General features: G+C 44.5%; 12 protein-coding genes. 1 reads left to right on the top strand and 11 read right to left on the bottom strand.

What is annotated here, in order from left to right:
• Window positions 1-15 precede the first annotated feature (15 nt).
• The 8 genes from AC787_RS25910 to AC787_RS25875 all read right to left on the bottom strand — a co-directional run bounded on the left by AC787_RS25910 (window position 16) and on the right by AC787_RS25875 (window position 13,412).
• The gene (locus AC787_RS25910) at window positions 16-900 is read right to left on the bottom strand and encodes a carbohydrate ABC transporter permease (protein WP_054027840.1); all 885 of its coding nucleotides are present in this window, start codon (window positions 898-900) and stop codon (window positions 16-18) included.
• Complete coding sequence (locus AC787_RS25905) at window positions 890-3,481, bottom strand: DUF5696 domain-containing protein (protein ID WP_054027839.1); 2,592 nt, start codon at window positions 3,479-3,481, stop codon at window positions 890-892. Before AC787_RS25905 ends, AC787_RS25910 begins: the two co-directional genes overlap by 11 nt.
• Window positions 3,482-3,503: 22 nt before the next feature.
• Window positions 3,504-5,561 carry a YIP1 family protein gene (locus tag AC787_RS25900; RefSeq protein ID WP_054027838.1) on the bottom strand — a complete coding sequence of 686 codons (2,058 nt, stop codon included), beginning with the start codon at window positions 5,559-5,561 and terminating at the stop codon, window positions 3,504-3,506.
• Window positions 5,562-5,578: 17 nt separating this feature from the next.
• A complete protein-coding gene (locus AC787_RS25895; protein ID WP_054027837.1) occupies window positions 5,579-6,451 on the bottom strand; it encodes a carbohydrate ABC transporter permease in 873 nt (290 codons plus the stop codon).
• Window positions 6,452-6,455: 4 nt separating this feature from the next.
• Complete coding sequence (locus AC787_RS25890) at window positions 6,456-7,340, bottom strand: carbohydrate ABC transporter permease (protein WP_235561140.1); 885 nt, start codon at window positions 7,338-7,340, stop codon at window positions 6,456-6,458.
• A 111-nt stretch (window positions 7,341-7,451) separates the two neighbouring features.
• Window positions 7,452-10,403: an extracellular solute-binding protein gene (locus tag AC787_RS25885; protein WP_054027836.1), complete on the bottom strand. Its 2,952-nt coding sequence runs from the start codon at window positions 10,401-10,403 to the stop codon at window positions 7,452-7,454.
• A gap of 66 nt (window positions 10,404-10,469) precedes the next feature.
• Window positions 10,470-11,876, bottom strand: coding sequence for an ABC transporter substrate-binding protein (locus AC787_RS25880; RefSeq protein ID WP_054027835.1), 1,407 nt, complete (start codon window positions 11,874-11,876; stop codon window positions 10,470-10,472).
• Between the two features lie 393 nt (window positions 11,877-12,269).
• Entirely contained in the window at window positions 12,270-13,412 is a 1,143-nt protein-coding gene (locus tag AC787_RS25875) for a GntR family transcriptional regulator (protein ID WP_054027834.1), read from the bottom strand.
• A 136-nt stretch (window positions 13,413-13,548) separates the two neighbouring features.
• On the opposite strand from AC787_RS25875, the gene AC787_RS25870 reads away from it, so the two are divergent.
• A complete protein-coding gene (locus AC787_RS25870) occupies window positions 13,549-16,146 on the top strand; it encodes a transglutaminase domain-containing protein (protein WP_235561118.1) in 2,598 nt (865 codons plus the stop codon).
• On the opposite strand, the gene AC787_RS25865 is transcribed toward AC787_RS25870, so the two are convergent.
• From AC787_RS25865 to AC787_RS25855, 3 genes are all read right to left on the bottom strand, one after another.
• Window positions 16,106-16,345, bottom strand: a complete 240-nt coding sequence (locus tag AC787_RS25865) for a hypothetical protein (protein ID WP_054027832.1) — start codon at window positions 16,343-16,345, stop codon at window positions 16,106-16,108. The genes AC787_RS25870 and AC787_RS25865 overlap by 41 nt on opposite strands.
• A gap of 130 nt (window positions 16,346-16,475) precedes the next feature.
• Window positions 16,476-16,796, bottom strand: coding sequence for a hypothetical protein (locus AC787_RS25860; protein WP_054027831.1), 321 nt, complete (start codon window positions 16,794-16,796; stop codon window positions 16,476-16,478).
• A gap of 83 nt (window positions 16,797-16,879) precedes the next feature.
• Window positions 16,880-17,449, bottom strand: a complete 570-nt coding sequence (locus AC787_RS25855) for a xanthine phosphoribosyltransferase (protein ID WP_054027830.1) — start codon at window positions 17,447-17,449, stop codon at window positions 16,880-16,882.
• Between the last annotated feature and the right edge of the window lie 257 nt (window positions 17,450-17,706).

Genomic DNA, 17,706 nt, shown 5'->3' with positions numbered 1-17,706 from the left:
GGCCTCTCCTCCTTCTCAATCGTAGTAAAACACTTTTCTCGAAATGATGCCCGCCGAGAGGGCGAGAATTAAGGCGACAACGATAAAATATACCCAAGACATCGCTGCGCTTTGCCCGAACTCAAACGTTTTGAATGCCGTTTCCGAAATAAGTGCATTAACGGAGTTATTATTGAATGAATCAATAATCGAATAAATTAAATTTGTCAGAATGAGCGGCGTCATCATAGGAAACGTCACCTTCCAAAAAATTTCATAGCTCGTTGCCCCTTCAATTCTTGCGGACTCGTACAACGAAGGTGAAATGGATTGCAAGCCCGCAAGGAAGATTAGGATCTGGACACCGGAAGAGCTGATAATTTCATAGATTCGGTCCACTGCATCCGAGATGTAATTAACGAATACAGGCGCCAAGCCGGACTCCATCAGCATTTTTTTCAGCTCGAAGCTCTGCATTAGGTTGCTGCTTCCTCCCGATGATGAAGAGCTGCCAACAAAGCTGCTAATATCCATGTTGGCAATGGCCGCCGAAGCCAGAATTACCGGCAGAAAAAAGACCGCCCTAGCCATGGCTCTTCCTCTGAACTTTTGATTCAGCAGCACGGCTGCAAATAAACTGAATACGATGATAATCGGCACATTAACGATCATATCCGTAACCGACTCGGTTAGCCTTCTCGGAAAATCCGCGTTCGTCAGAAATAAATCACGAAAGTTCTTAAAGCCCTCATAGTCTACTGCGAAGCCGCCTTCGACCAAGCGAATCGAGCTTAAGCTGAATCGAAAGGATTGAATGAGCGGCAAAATAAACAGCATGATTAATCCCAGCATCAATGGTGTAGCGAACAGTACGCCACACCAAGCTTTTTTCTGCGCCAAGGTCAATGGCTTATTGAACATCTGCCTCACCGCCTACCTGATAACTTTGAGCTGCAAGCTGCATGCCCTCTACCGCGACCGCCTTATTATTGTAGTTAATCGTAATGACGTACCCATTCTGAAATGTCGTTTCTACGACGCCTGGTACGATATTGCGATGTTTCACAATGACCTGATTTCGAACCTTCGATAGTACGCCATTCGCTTCCTTATAAAGCTGCACCGCTTCATCTAACCAATCTTTGTAGTTCAAAGCATATAGGTTATCGTAGTCGGTGTCTTTTACCTTCGTTGAATCACTGGCATACCATTGATAATATAAGCTCGAGCCCGTCTCCAGCGCCTTTAGCATGGATAAACGAGGATTTTGCTTATCATCCATATTGTAGGGTAAGCCCGCCAAGTCATAATAACCGTGCAACGCAATTTGATAAAAGGGAATGTCCTGGTCTGTAATATTCATCAGGCTGCTCTTCGTCGGTGCGTTTACGATGACATCTGCATAAGGCAAGCTGTATGCGTTGCCGCCATTCACCATGATCGATTGTGCCTGAAGCTTCAGCTTATTCGTCTGCGTCTTAATCATTTCCAGCGCTTCCTGCCTGGTTATCGTCTTATCCGGATTGTAATCAGAATTAACTTGATCCCCCATATCTCTAAGCGATAATCCCTTTAATCCCAGAGCCTTGTAATCCGCCATAAACCCATTGATCTGCTTCGGCAGCGTGGCAGGCGATAAGATGTAATGGGAGAACTTCGAAGTATCCTGATCATACATAACCGGATTATAGAGATATACTTTGGCATCTCCGCGATCAAGCCATGTAGCCGATCCGCCAGAACCTTTGTATTTTTCCAAAAAAGCGGTATCCGGATAAAATCCGATCCCGTTCTTCTCCGCAAAATCAGCTAGCTCACGCAGCCCATCTTTGCCTCCGAGCTTATTCACGACATTGATCTTGGATGGCGAAGAGTGGCGGATACCATCATTAAACCAGCCGACATACCGCAAATCGATTTTGTGGATGTCTGAATCCATCAACTCTTGAAGCAGGCTTTGGGCTTCAGCAAAACTTGTTAACGTTTCCGTTGCCTCATAAGGTATGCCAAGGAACGATTTATCTACGCGGAATGCCCCTACCAGCTCCATTACAAACGGTGAATCATCAGTTTCACTCAGGCGCTTAATGTTGAATTTGTCTACTAAGTAATTGCGATATTCGGTTGCCATTCCCACATAATCGGAAGCATCTCCGCTAAGAAAGGAATATCTAATCGCTAAGTCGCCTTCATACCTTTTCTTTTGAAACATTGGCACAGAGCTCGTTTTTGTTCCGGAAGTTAACGTATAGAAGTCCATTGCCGTAATTTGAAACTTGCCGCCTACTGTATTATAAGAATCATTGCGACCGCTTACATCAGCTGTAATGCTTGCCATCGCATCACCGTTTTCAATCACGCCAAACAGCGCATGGTCGGATCGCTTCATTCCAAATACCGGCAGCCTTGTCATCTCATTGGTCTGTATTTTTTCTTTCACATTGTAAGTCCCGTCATTGCCATATACAGGTAAATTATAAGGCTCCGCTTGATGCTTTCCGCTGTTTAGCTTGATCAGAGCGCCTGCTCCGTCTGGCACGAATAAGTAACCCGATTCCTTTGCATCAGCTGCTCCAAAGTGCTTAAGCAATTGCACAGTAGCAATCGGATACTCCGCATTGAATTGCAGCTCCTTGCCCGGGATCGATACGATGAGCTGCTCGTTATCCAGCGTATACAGAATCGGGATTGTAAATTCTGCCCTTGCGGCTGACGCAGCATCGGCGGTGCCGTTCTCTACATTATCCTGCTCAGCATCTTCCGCTGTGTAGCCCGCAGCTTCCAGTGTCGCAGAGATTTCTTCTGCTACGTAATCCTGCAGCTTGCGCACGACATAGATTTGTTTCGCCTCATCAAAGCTGAATTTGTATTCGACACTTTGCCGCGCTTCTTCATCGACGATCTGATCTAAAATTTGCTCTTGAAATCTTTTTTTGCTGATTGCCTTAGGGATATTCGCGAACCCTTTAGCAATATTGCCGATGCGATAAACAACTTTAATCCCGTTGTCCATGTCTATAATTTCGAATTGCTGCTTCAGGACGCTGTCATCATAGCTGTTGAAAGCATTAATCTGCCCTTTTTCATTGTAATAAGTAAGCAGCACCTGGGAGGATAACTCCGATTGATACAGAGGTGATGCCTTCTGATCCTTGCTTCTTTCCACCGGGTTGGAAAACCAAACGTAGCTATCGCGCTTATCCTTTACAGCAACTTCCGCCGTTTCACGGTTTAAATAGAGCTGAAGCGATTCATTTTCTTTCACTAATTCCATCGCAGATAGCGCTTGAAGCTCCTCCTCAGTGTTGATGGCAGTCGCTTTGCGCCCAACTCCTATAATCCTATCTCCTTGCTGATCAGAGACGACCTCGGCTTGATTCGCACCGAGGGTTGTCTGAACTCCAGCTTCTTCCTTCTTGCTGCAGCCTATCGTACCTGCAGCAACAACGCTCGCAAGCAGTGCCGCGAACAGGATGCTGGACAACTTCCTCTTACCTGTCACGACCATCTCTCCTTCCCGCACGTTACAATCTGAACGATATTTCCTTATAAACCGAAATGGCGAAGCTAATCATTTGCTGAAGCATGCTGAATAATAAAACCCCGATAAAAATGATAATCCCGATGACAACCAGCGTGAGCAGCATCGTAACGACCGTTTTTCCAGCGGAATATTGATGCACCGTCATCGTACCTGTAAACAACAACCAGGCTGACCAGATCAGGGCAACGGCATCAAGCAAATAATAGAATGAGCTTTCGCTGCCTGTAATTAAATTGCTGTACAGCGTTTGAGGTAGATAAATGATCACAAGCGGCATCATCGCATACGCTGTAGCCATCACGATTTCCTTGAATTTGCCTTCACCATCCATCAAGGTCGTTAAGGACCAATTCGCAACACACCACAGAACAAAAGGCAATACGATAAAAGTTAATTCGTTCAAGCTGTTCAATTGGTTTGGATTGTTGAAATTGACGACGAAACCGCTGTATTGCCGCTTAATAATCGTAAAAATGACGAGCAAAAATACGATGCCGAAAGCGAGCTTCAACCTGCCCTTTTGTTCGTATTTCATTTCCCAGAAGCCATTGAACGGATGTGTCATTGTGTAGAAGGGGTTTTTGATAATGCCGAACTCCTGAAAGTGCTGCCCCTTCACCTTTCTCCGATTCCATTTCATCATGGCTAAACAGAATACGACAGCTAGCGCAATAATGAGAACAATAGACCCAAAATGCTCCAAGACGATACCTTTCCGGTATCCCTTAAATGCTTCGGAATAATACTCCCTGTTGCTTCCGAGCTTGAAATAGGACATCGCCTCATGGTACTCGCCTTTTTTTAGCAGCGATTTGCCGATGCCTAAATATGCGACCTCCACATTTCCGTTTAGCTGAAGCACTTTTTCCCAAGCTGCTGTGGATTGATCTGTTTTGCCATGATAAAGCGAAGTGACTGCTTCCCTAATCAAGCTTCCATAACGCGTGGGCTCGAATACCGTCAACCGTCCATTATCCTTATCCAGCACGAGTATACGATCATCCATAATTTCAATAGCGGAGGGGGTTCGGAAATTATCCTGTTTACTTCCTAAACCTCCGAACACGTACAGCAGGTTGCCATCCTTGTCGTAAGTAAATATCCGTCCCCGTTTAGAATCAAGTCCGCTGAACATGCCAGCTTGATCCGCAGCGACATCGATGAATATAGAGCTTCCCGGATTGCTGCCCGTTTTAAGAGTGCCTATATCACCCTTGGGCGGAAAATAACCCTTACTCCGCAAAATATCAGCACCCGATGGATTCAGGCGTTTGATTGGCCGGTTTGAATTCTCTTCCGAGGTTGAGGTGTAGATGAACCCGTCCTCATCAAGATCGAGATTGTTAAATTCAAGCGGTATGAACTGCTCCATCTGCTCCCGTTGTGCTTTGGTCGATATTCGTTTCCAGAACAAATCGATCGGGCTGAACTTTACTCGGTTCGTTCCGATAAATCCGATGAACTGTCCTTCATCGTCAAATTCCATCATTCCTTCGTAAGACCCTCGGCTAACGACTAATATGCGCTTCGCTTTATCAACCGCCACCTTAATTGGCGCGTACTGAAACCCTGGCCGCAGCAGCGTCGATTTAGGCTCACCTATTGTGCGTACGAACTCACCAGCAGTATCAAATACGACAAGTCTTCGGTTAATTGTATCTGCCACATAGATCAGTCCATCCTCTGTGCCAAATACCCCCTCCGGTTTACTTAGTGCATCTTGTTTTCCACTGTTATCAAAATTTGCGATGACCTGTTCTTCTTCAAATTCCTTGTTCAATATTACGATCCGGTTATTGCCCGTATCCGCAATATATATTCGCTCATCCTTGCCAACGAACATATCCATCGGCGAAGCAAGACGCCCATTGCTCCATTCGTCACCGTAAATAACTTGCTCCATTTTGTATGCATTCGGCGAGGGCACAGCATCTCCCCAATAGGAATACTGATAGGTATCTATTGCGGCTTCTGCAACAGGAGCGGCCGCACTGATCATGAGCGATGCGATAAATAACGCGGCGATGATTCTCTTCATCCGTTGCTTCCCTCCTGTTATTCCTTCAAGCCCGATGTAGACATGGTTTGAATAATATTGCTCTGCGTTACGATAAATACGGTGATCGGCACAAGCATCATCAGCAGCGTAACCGCAGCTACTGGTCCGGTTCTCACAAGTCCGCCGCTAGCGATTTGGCCAAAAACGTAATCGACCGTTTTTAATTGCTCGCTGTAAATATATTTGTGGCTTGTTACTGAGCCATTTGTCCACAAATTTTGCAAGGAGAAAATGATCAGCGTCAGCCAAGCTGGCTTCACAATCGGCATTATAATTTGCCAATAAATACGATATTCGCTTGCTCCGTCGATTTTGGCTGCTTCAAGCAAAGCATCAGGAATTTGCTCCATGAACTGCTTCATGAGATACAATCCGAGAGTCATGCCGAAAGCAGGCAGCAATATCGCCCAGTAAGTATTGATCAAGCCCAGCCACGAAATAATCATATAGTTAGGCACTTGTGTAACATAGGCGGTAAACATAAGAGAGAGTACAACAAGCGCGAACAAAATCCGTTTTCCAGGAAATTTAAGCTTGGCAAGTGGATAAGCGGCTGCCGATGCAAAAATGACATGTCCTACCGTTCCAACGATAGCAATGAAGAACGTATTGAATACATATCTTGAGAAAGGCACCCACGAATCGCTGAATATGCCAAGCAAATCTCTGAAATTTTTGAAGGTAGGATTACGAACGAACAGCTTCGGAGGAAATGCAAAAATTTCATCCAGCGGTTTAAACGCATTGCTGATCGTGAACACAAGCGGCAGTGCCATGAAACAAGCGACGCCGCCAAGCAGCAGGAACAACAGCATATCGACTGACAAGGAACGATTCAGCCTTTTTGACACTCTAATAGTTGGTTTCATTCCTCTACTCACCCACTTTTCCCAGCAGCTTCTGCGTTATGAGATTTGTAAGGAGCATGATGCTGAACAATACCGTCGCGATCGTCGACGCATAGCCCATCTCATACCGTATGGATCCGTAATCAACGAGGTGAGTGACAATGGTGTGAGCTGCGTAATCTACACTTGGGAAGCCGATCATATAGATGGAAATCTCTGCAATAGAGAACGCCAACGTAATTTGAATGACCGCACCAAACATAAGCTGAGGTCGCATAGCAGGCAGCGTAATGAACCATAATTCTTGCCAGCGATTGCGAATGCCATCAATGCTGCCTGCTTCGTATAAGGTGCGATCCACATTTTGCAGCCCCGCGATAAAGGCCAGAAAGGATGTCCCAAGGCTGAGCCACAGCTGCACAAGAATGAGAATGCCAAGCACATACCGCGTATCTTGAAGCCACTGAATCGGCTCCATAATGAAGCCCCACTTCATTAGAAAAGAATTCGCATAACCATATGAATCACTTGCGAACAATAACTGCCAAATTAAATAGGTATTGCCGGCAATTGACGGAGCATACAGTATGAGCGTTAAAAAAGCTCTTATCTTAGGCCTTAGCTCATTAATGAGCCATGCAAACAAAAAGCATGCCAAATAACTAATCGGCCCTGTAATTGCCGCGAATAAAAACGTATTTTTTACAGCGATCAAAAAAATATCATCCTGAACGAACAGCCTCGAATAGTTTTGCCAGCCGATCCATCTAGGCTTCTCCAGAAAATTGAAATTCGTAAAACTGAGCAGCAGCGATAATAGCACAGGAAGAACAGTAAATGTGCAGAAAATAATAAAATACGGTGCCAGCAGCACATAAGCGTGTTTACTTTTTTTCATTTCAACAAACATGCGCGTTAATTTTGGCTTCAGCTCTTTCCCGTAAGCTAGAATACGCGAATCGCCTTTCCCCCTCGTTACGGGGCGGGCTGCTAACTGCTGTTTCATTTAAGCCCCTCGTTTCTAATAAGGAAGATTAAATTCCTTGCGCTTTAATGTGATTTCTTCGTTCATCGCCCTTACATATTTGTCCATCGTTTCACGCGGATCTTCTCCTTGAACGACGACACGGCGGAAAGCATTATCGATGTTCCGGCCTGTCAAATATCCACCTGGAACCTCTGGTATGCCCTGAACCCAATTCATTTGCTCCTTCAGCTTCTGGAAATCCTTCGTCGGCCACGGAAGAGAAGCTAATGCCTCCATATTTGCCGTTGGGTATCTCGCAGCAGTACCCATTCGAATCTCCATTTGTCTGCCAAAAGCGACCTGCGTATCTTTGCCTGTCCACCATTTCAAAAAAGTCCACGCATCTTCTTTGTTCTTAGCTTGCTTGAACATGACGGATGCTGAGCCTCCGCTGCCTACCTCGCGGTGAATGGAACCATCCTCAGCAATAATGCCTGGAACGGGTGCAAACGACCACAATCCTTTGATCTCAGGCGCAAAAACAGTCAGCTTGTTATACATCGTATAGTCGACGATGCCGATTGGCATTTCACCCGTTCTGAACCGGTTTGCAAAATCGGCTGCGATCGGAATCTTATAATTGACATAAAAATCGGTCCATTTCTTGAACTGAGCAATCGAGATCTCTGAATCCAAATCGCTCGATTTTCCATCGTCCTTATAAAACTGACCGCCTTCCTGAAACAAGAACATCGCATATGCCGGACTTGGCGGGAGCGTCATAATATTGGTATTTGCGAGCTCATTTCCGATGGCATCAAGCGGTTTTTGCGGTAATCCAAACTGCAAATTATGCTTTTGGAGCGTAGGCAGTATATCATAAACATCTTGCCAAGTTTCCGGCACTTCCAAATGCAGCTCATCTTCCAAAATATCCTTACGGAAAAACATCATTGGGAATGTTTGCTGCTCAGGCAATGCGTAATAGCTCCCTTTATATTCATAAGGCACCATAGCGCTGGCAAGAAACTGCTTCTGTACTTCTAGGTAATCCGGAAACGCTGATAAATCCTGAAGAGCGCTGCGGCTCGCGTAATTCATCGGCAAATCGTTGCCGACCTGCAAGGCAATATCGGGCCCTTTTCCTGAAACCGTGGAAGGGAGAAGCACATCTGCACTTACGAGTTTTAAATTTACATGGATGCCGGTCGCAGATGTAAAACGATCATCAATCAACCGTTTGATGACTTGCGCTTGATCTCGAGCCGATGTCACCCATACGGTAATGCTTTGATTGCCATCTTCTTCGTCGGAAAAATCATCGTAGTTTTCACTAAAGGAAGCTGCGAACGATTTGATCCCTGTCAACATCTTTGACCACCGAGATGCTTCCGGCTTCGGCAGCTTTGCTTCAGGTGAGCTTATGATCAAATAATCCAAGGCAAGCGGCTGTTCATTGATCGTAAGCATCCAAGAGCCAAGCGCACCAACATTCGTCTTGAAGGCTTCGATCCGTGATGGCACCGATTCCGGGCGATTCGCCATATCCTGGAGCTGATAAGCCAGCCTATTAATGATCGCAGTACGGTCATTCCCACTCTCGGAAGGGCCCTCCATACTGCTCGCAATTCCATAAAGCAGCTTGCTTTGCTTATCAAATACTTGGATCATCTCCGGTATACGCTGCTCGAGGTTGTAGTCACGAAAAGTATCCGGAACCGTGCCTGTGTAGCTAATAATTTGGCGGTACATCGCATTCAGCTCAAGAATGCTGGATTCGACGGATCTAAGAATAGGCGCAAGCTCACCTAAAGTTACTTCCATGCGCAATAGATGCTTGCCTTTAGTGAAATGGAACAAATACGGCTCATCGTTGCTTGTTCCCAAAATATTCATTTGCCACGAATGATCATAAGGAAACTGAACCTCCTTCAACTCCTTAAAGGGCAGCTTCCCATCTATATAAATGGAGCGCAGCGCAGACATACCATTCAAATAGTTTTGACGGTTTTTTAACGCGATTTGATAGAGCCCATCTTGCTCTACCTCAATTTCCCATTCAATCCATTGTCCCGGCATTCTCCATGCCCATCCACCCATTGCATTATTACGAAGCTTTGATACATGGTAAGGTTCAACTGCGGGAGAAGAACGATCATTATAAGGCAGCAAGCTTGGCGTGGATTTATATAAAGCTTGCTCCGCTTGAAGCTTGATAGAAACGTCTGAAACCTGCTTTTTCCCCTCTTTCTTATACTTGCTAGCTACCTCAGCATAAGAAGGCACAATTTCCGGTGCAGTAAGTTTTAACCAATCAATGACGAGCGGCTCCCTAACCGAAGTCAGCGTCAATGTATGATTGCCCTTGGAGAAATAAAATAAAAAAGGCTCTTCATAAAAGCCTGTATTGTCTTTAATCAAGCTTTCCTGCCACATATACTCTTCGATTTGGTTAGGCAGCAGATCATTTCCCCTTGAGTCGCGTTCGAAGCTTTGACTCTCGTTTTTCCATATTCGATTGAAAGTTATGCTTCTTGCTTCATTAAATGGCGACTCACCGTCCACTAATAGCTCCCGTTCAATGTCTGAATCCTTGCCCGGCTCGCTAAAAAAGTGAATCCCAAGATTGTACATCCCTTCCTGCTCAACCTCGAATGCCCAGGATATCGCACCTGAATCTTCCGTGAGAACTGCTTTGCCAGCATTGCCCTCTTTATTCTCGACAACAGAAGCTTGCATTCCTTTAACCTCGCTGTAGCTTTCTCCTTCTATTACAATCGTATTGTTAGCCGCCATTTGATCTGGGTCATATTGAGACAAGTATTCGTCATACCCACCCTTTTCGTAAGCAACAGCTAACGCAGTCGAATCTGCATCCCGCTTGCTTGCCGGCTTTCCTTCAGCAGTAACCGTGTTGTTTATTTTGGGCTCCTGAAAAAGCAAAGAGATACAAACAGCTATGGACAGAAACAATAACGAAATGACTTTAGCGCTTGGTCGCCGCATCGTGTCCCCCTCCTCCCTAGCAGGCTCTCTAATGAATAAGAGCCTGCCGAGAGTTTTAACAAAATTTTATTTGCTGTCTTCAAGCAATTTGTTCATGTTCGCTTCAAATTGCGGTTTGATTTTGTCAACGGCAGTGGACGGCGATACTTTGTCTTCCGTAATTTCTTTGACGACACCCTCAAACAGCTTCTCGCCATCTTGTATGCCATAATACGAGATATATTCAATGTTCTCAGCCATTTGCTTGCGTGTATCCAGCGATTCTTTGCTTGGATAAGAAGTTTCCCACGACTCATTAGCCAGCTTTCTGCCTTCTTCGTGGAGACTGATTTCATCAAGAATCTTCACAGCAACCTCAGCGTTTTTCGAATATTTCGCGACCATGAACATATTGCCAAATGGTGTGTAGGATACGTAACGATCAGCCTTTGGTCCTTTCGGGAAGAAAACATAGCCAAGTTCTTGATCCTTCATACTATCCACAAACGTGCCAAGCTCCCAACTGAAGCCTGCATAGATAACGCCTTTACCGGCGATGAATTCTTTCGCTGCATCTTCAGGAACCGGCTGCATAATCGATTTATCCGTATTGAAGAGATCAGAAATGAACTGCAAGGATTCAATCGTATTTTCGCTGTTCATGGAGAACTTGAATTGTCCGCTTGCATCCTTATCCAGAGACCCGTTGTTCGTGTAGACCATCTGCTCCGCAAACGCTTTCACTTTGCCGTAAGCACCCGCTACGCCGAATACATCTGTTTTTCCGTCGCCGTCTGTATCCTTCGTTGCGCTTTTTGCGAATTCACGGAATTTATCCCATGTCCATTCACCTTTTTGCTGAAGCTCGTATGGATCCTCTAAGCCAAGCTTCTGAACCAACGTTTTGTTATAAAACATGCCGTAAGGAGAAGGAGCTGAATCCGTCATTCCGTATTGCTTGCCGTCATAACTTCCTCCAAGCTTCATCCAGCTAATATATTTCGGATCATTCAAATCCAAAAACTCGTCAACTGGCTGAATGAATTCCTTTTTCACGAGCTGTGGAAACGCCCAGAACAGCTCGATCCGAACGATATCCGCAAACGGTGTACCTGAGAGGGAGGTCGTCGTGAAATTTTCAATATACTTTCCATAATCGCCGAACTTTACAAATTCAATTTTTCCGTTATATTTCTGTTCGGCAGCCTCAATCAATTTAATTTGTGCTTCTTCTGCGGGACCTTTTTCTTCTACTAATCTTGGATCCGCTCCGTCGTACCACACGCCGATTTTAATCGTCTGTCCCTTTAAATCGTATTTGTTTTCTTCCGGCGCTACAGTCGCCTCGGTTGTTGGTTCAGCATTTGTCGGAGAAACCGCATTCGTTTCTTTACCTTGATTGCTGTTAGCAGCATTTTTACCGGAGCAACCTACAATCGAAACCATGAGTATTAAAGCAATGATTGCAAACGAGCGTAATTTTAGCTTTTTCATTTAAAATCCCCCATCATTCATATTGGATTGAAATTTTAAAAAGACATGATTACGAAACGCTTTAGACAGCAATACCGAACAGCCCTCCTTAACGGCATATTAAAACCAGTTATAAAGCGCTTACATTCATTGCAAGCAAAAATAACCGATATATCCATTGCTGCACATTCGGATCGTTTTCGAGACGCAACTCGTCGCTTTTTCGACTCCGACTTAGCTATGTAATTAGATATATCTTTTAGCCTGCTTACAAAAGTTATTATAATCGCAATCCTATTTTTTGTAAACAATGAATATACTTAATATAATAAAATAAATTATTAGTTATACCAATTAAAAAAGCTAGCCCGAATGGCCAGCTTTTTTAATTGAATGACGAGATTATTAGATTGTCTATACCGTTTTGACTGAGGCTTGATCATCTACCGTGTGTATGCCCATAGACTCTCTTTCCACCATGCGAACGGGAACTTGTATTTTTTGCGGCGAGAAATCCGCTCGTTCAATTCGATTAACGATTAATTCAGCCGCTTTCCGGCCAATTTCGTTATAGTCTTGGGCTACAGTCGTAAGCGGAACCTCGACATGCTGCGCAATAATATGATCGTCGAAGCCCGCAATTGAAAGCTGCCCCGGAACCTGCAGCCCCATTTCGAGTGCGTTTTTAAGGAGCTCTACTGCAAGGTGATCATGCTCGACTTGAATCGCCGTTACGCCATCCTGAATAAGCGAAGAAATCATTGATTTATAAAATGTTTTGCTGTTTGTTTCATCGACCTGTCTATAGAAATCCGAAACGATTAAATCCGGATCAATCGGAATTTTGTAATCCTTCAACGCATTGCAGTAGCCTTGATACCGATCGCGTACGGAGCTGCGAAATTCGATGCTAATGCTGGAAACAAAGGCAATTCGCTCATGACCAAACTCAAGCAGCTGTTTAGCTATTGCATAACCGCCTTCAAAGTTATTTGAAGTAACGCTCGTAATTGGAATGCCTTCAAAGTACTGATCAATCGTCACAATCGGATAGTCATTCCAATATATGGCATTGATTAAATCGATATTGCTAATCGTGCTAATCGGATACAAAATGATACCGCTTGAACCGTTCTTAGGAATTCGAACAAGCAGCTCTTTCTCTTTGTCCCTGCTCCAATTGCTGTTATGAATGCTTAAGTAATAACCTTTATCGTCCAGGTAGTCCGACGCTCCAGTAATATAATCCGATTCATGTGTCGCCATATAAGGAAGAATCATCGAAATAATCCGATTGGCATTCGGGGCGCCTGTATCGGATTCGATGTAAACCTCTTGTTTTTTGACGAAGCTCCCGCTCCCACGCTTTCGGTATATTAATCCTTCCCGTTCCAACTCGATCAATGCACGTTTCGAGGTAATGCGGCTAACCCCTGACTTCTCCGCTAATTCCACTTCTGTTGGAAGTTGTTGATCAGGCGAATATTCTCCTGATTTTATCTTTTCCTTGAGATCCTCAAGGATGACCATATACAAAGGTTTGTTATCGGATTGCATGTTTATTCACTTCCAGTCTATCCGTAATGCATTTCTTATATTGATTATACCAAATCAATTCTTTATAATGCAAATTAAATATACCAACTTCATTCGAACATACCTACATTATCCAGGAGAGAGGATGATCATAACAATGAATTCGGTTTGGACAAAACAGGTTTTAGAAAAGTTCTCCTATAAGAGGAACTTAGCCAGATTACGGGAAGAGCAGCTATTCAGTGTGTTTCAGCAGCCTTTATCCGAAGAGGAGAAGTTTGCACTGCAATTTTTATATGCTTACATGCCTTTAAATGATTTAGCTGATTATAACGGTGAACTGTTTCTTAGCCATGTTCGGGCCGCTCTTGATATTCGCAATAAAGTACCTTGGGGCAGCACTGTGCCCGATGATCTATTTTTCCACTTCGTCCTCCCTTACCGGGTCAATAACGAGAACATCGAAGACATCCGAGGTTTGCTTTTCCATGAATTGTTCGAGCGCGTGCAAGGTCTTTCAATGACAAATGCTATTTTGGAGACCAACTACTGGTGCCATGAAAAAGCGACGTACACAGGCAACGACCAACGCACTGTTTCTCCCTTAACGATCATCCGTACCACTCTCGGCCGCTGCGGCGAGCAGTCTACACTTGCTGTTGCGGCACTCCGCAGCCTAGGAATTCCAGCCAGGCAGTGCTATACACCGCGCTGGGCCCATTGTGATTCCAATCATGCTTGGGTTGAAGCTTGGGCTGACGGCCGCTGGCATTTTCTCGGTGCTTGCGAGCCAGAAGCAAGGTTAGACCAAGGCTGGTTTAGTGAACCCGCCAAAAGAGCCATGCTCGTTAATACGAGAGTTCCCTCCAACTATTCAGGACCCGAGGAGATAACACTGCAGCATCCTTGGTATACCGAAATTAATTTACTAGACAATTATGCAATGAACAAGACGATTACGATCAAGGTGCTCAATCAAGCAGGTACCCCGTCCGATGCAAAAGTACACTTTCAGCTCTATAATTACGCCGAGTTTTCTACTATTGTGACGAAGATAACAGATCCCGCCGGGCAAGTTACGCTAACTACTGGGCTTGGCAGCTTATATATTCATGCGGTTGGTGAAGATGGCTGGAACTCTATGCTTATCCATACAGAAGACTCGAACGAGTTTACCATTGCTTTGAGCAAAGAGGAAATACGAAGCGGCATTTCGGAGATTGATATGATTCCCCCGCCGCCAACGGGCAACAAGTCCACTTCAGTCGCCACTGAACAGGAGAAACAGAAAAATATTGAACGAATACAGGAAGGTGCCCATATCCGTGCTGCTTATGAAGCAACGTTTGTAAGCTTGGATCAGTCGATTCGACTTGCAGAAGAGCTTTCCCTAGAAGGTGATCGGGTTTGGAACATGCTTCAGAAAGCAAAAGGCAACAGCCATGAAATTTATGCTTTTTTACAAAATCAATCCCCTAAGTATGGAGAATGGCCGCTCCTGCTGCTGGAATCACTTCATGATAAGGATTTGACAGATACGTTTCAGATCACACTAAATGATCATCTACTTAGCTCATTGCCTTTGATCGAAAGTCTGGATAAAAATCTAGATAAACAATTTTCCAGCAAGTATCTTCTTTGTCCTCGAGTACATTACGAGATGATTGCACCCTACAAGCATCGTTTCCAAGAGCATTACTCACAGGAAGAAAAGGAGTTCTATCGCGGGCAGCCTCAAGCTATGTACGAGCGTCTTACCGAAGAGTTTGAGATTATCGAGGGTATGAATCACTATAACGGTTCTGCCACGCCGTTAGGCAGCTTTGAATTAAAAAAAGGCGATCGTTTATGTTTTCATATTTTACTTATCGCAACAGCAAGAAGTTTTGGAATACCCGCCCGCCTTGAACCGACTGATTTGCGGCCGCAATATTGGATGAGCGACAATTGGGGTGATTTTTGTTCGATGAACACTTCGGTGCCAGCTGTAGGATTTGTTCAATTTATGAGAGACGCTTCAGCAACTGAACAAGAAGCTGCCTATTTCCATAACTTCACAATCGCTCGCTGGACGGGGAGCATGTACCAGACACAGATGCTGCCCTTTGGCAAAAAGGACGTATTCGACGATTCCTTCGAATTGGTAAGTGGACAATATCGACTGATTACCGGAACAAGACTTCCGAATGGTACCGCAAGGGTTCGGCTTGCTTATTTCGATATTTCACCATCTGAAACAACAAATTTGGTTTTGTGCTTCCGCAGCAAGGATATGGAGATCCCTATCCTAGCATCACTCTCTGCTGATGCTATGGATAAGGAGGTATTCATTCCACCGCTTAGCTTGAACGCAGCCGTTCAGCCACGCGGAGCAGTCATTGCTTGGATCGAGCCAGATCGTGAGCCTTCAAAACATCTGCTGAGAGAGCTTCGAGAGCTTGCTTCACAATTCGAAGCATGGGATGGCCCAGTCATACTGGCAGCCGGGGAGGATAAGCTGACCGCTTCCTTTTCATTGACACAAGATACTGCCTTGCCTCGAAACGCCGCATTCTATCGGGACGAGTCATACAATGGCCTAAACCTCATCCAGCCCTTGATCACTCCGAAAATGATGGAGCAGTTTCCAATATTATTTGTTTTGGACGATGAAGGACGAATCCGTTACATGTCAGAGGGATATAAGCTCGGAACCGGTAAAGAAGTGCTTGATGTTATTCATGCAATTGCAAATCCTCGTCAGGAAAAGGGTTAAGCCGATCCTCGGATGCAGGAGTATAGCTATATTCACGGCTTAGCTTCACTACCCGGCGATTTGGACGGCGAATGACCACCGAGGATTCGTCCCATGCAACTACGATACCTTTGACATCATTTGTTTCTATCGCATCTCTCACAACTCTTATGGTCTCACCGCTGACACGATATTTATCCAATTGCTCTTCGCTTATCATTACAATTCCTCCTGCTTCTATTCTAACCTGCACGACTATTGAAAAACCTCAATGTGATGCTGACGCATCACATTGAGGTTTACTTCAAAATATTAAAATCGTAATAAGGTATAACTTGTCATTCATTAAGTTAACCTGCATGCTCTTTGGCGTCATTCGTTTCATACCACTCGTCCAAAACGCGTGATGACATCACTCGTTTGCCGATATATTCGCCCTGGCGGTCAGTGAATTGATCCCGCCATTCAATAGACAATTCGTCACACAGCTTCACAATCGTGAGCAGCTCCGACCACGCGACATAACGTTTGTACCAGAAAAATTGCGGATGCTCAATCATATAAGGATATAAATCATCAAATTCCGTATGTTTACAATCTAGTGCACGCTCAAAGTGGACTTTAGCATCGCTTAGCTTTGTATACATAAACTCAGCAGACATTTCCCCCATAATATGTGCCTCCCTTCGATCACTTCTGTATCATTATAAGCGATAATGCTGGATGCGAAAAGAACATTTGCTACTTCCACATCTTACTCGAATTTGATTTCACCGTTATCAAGCGATGAAATACGAACGAGCGGCTCCACACGAACTCCTTGTTCGCGCAAGGTTCTTCCGCCAGCTTGGAATGACTTCTCGACAACGACGCCAAGACCAACTAAGGCTGCGCCCGAGCGCTGAATAATTTTAATCAAGCCGCGCGCTGCATCGCCATTCGCAATAATGTCATCAATAAAGAGTACCCGATCTTCAGCAGTTAGAAACTGTTTGGACACCATAATATCAGTCACCATTCCCTTTGTAAAGGAAGGAACACGCTCCACATAAGCATCCGGATCAGCAATTAAAGTCTTCTTGCGGCGAGCGAATACAAGCGGTACACCTAGCGTATATGCGGTTGCAAAGGCAGCAGGTATTCCCGATGACTCCACCGTTATAACTTTCGTAATTTGCTCCTCCGCGAAGCGTCTGGCAAACTCTTGTCCCATTTCCATTGTCAATGCTGGGTCGACCTGGTGGTTGATCAAAGCGTCCATCCGCAGTACATTACTAGACAATACGGATGATTCTGCTAAAATACGTTGCTTTAAACTTTCCATCTTTCATTACCTCCACCAAAATCCTTTTTGATAACGTACCATAGGTCAGGCAAAAAGTGCAACCCTATGGAAGAGATCGTTATTAAACCAAAAAAAATCTAACTATTTTGAACGAAAAAATTCTTATCCATAGTAAAATAGAGAAACTTTTTCCATATTTTACACGTCTAATCTATAGTGCAAATGACTGAAAAAATAAGCTGAACCATTCACACATTAATTAATACAAGTCATTATACCGATTATATTTCCTATAA

The organism is Bacillus sp. FJAT-28004 (genome assembly GCF_001280845.1).
Classification (GTDB): domain Bacteria; phylum Bacillota; class Bacilli; order Paenibacillales; family Paenibacillaceae; genus Pristimantibacillus.
The sequence above is the reverse complement of the archived record's forward strand: the minus strand, read 5'-3'. Positions and strand labels throughout refer to the sequence as shown.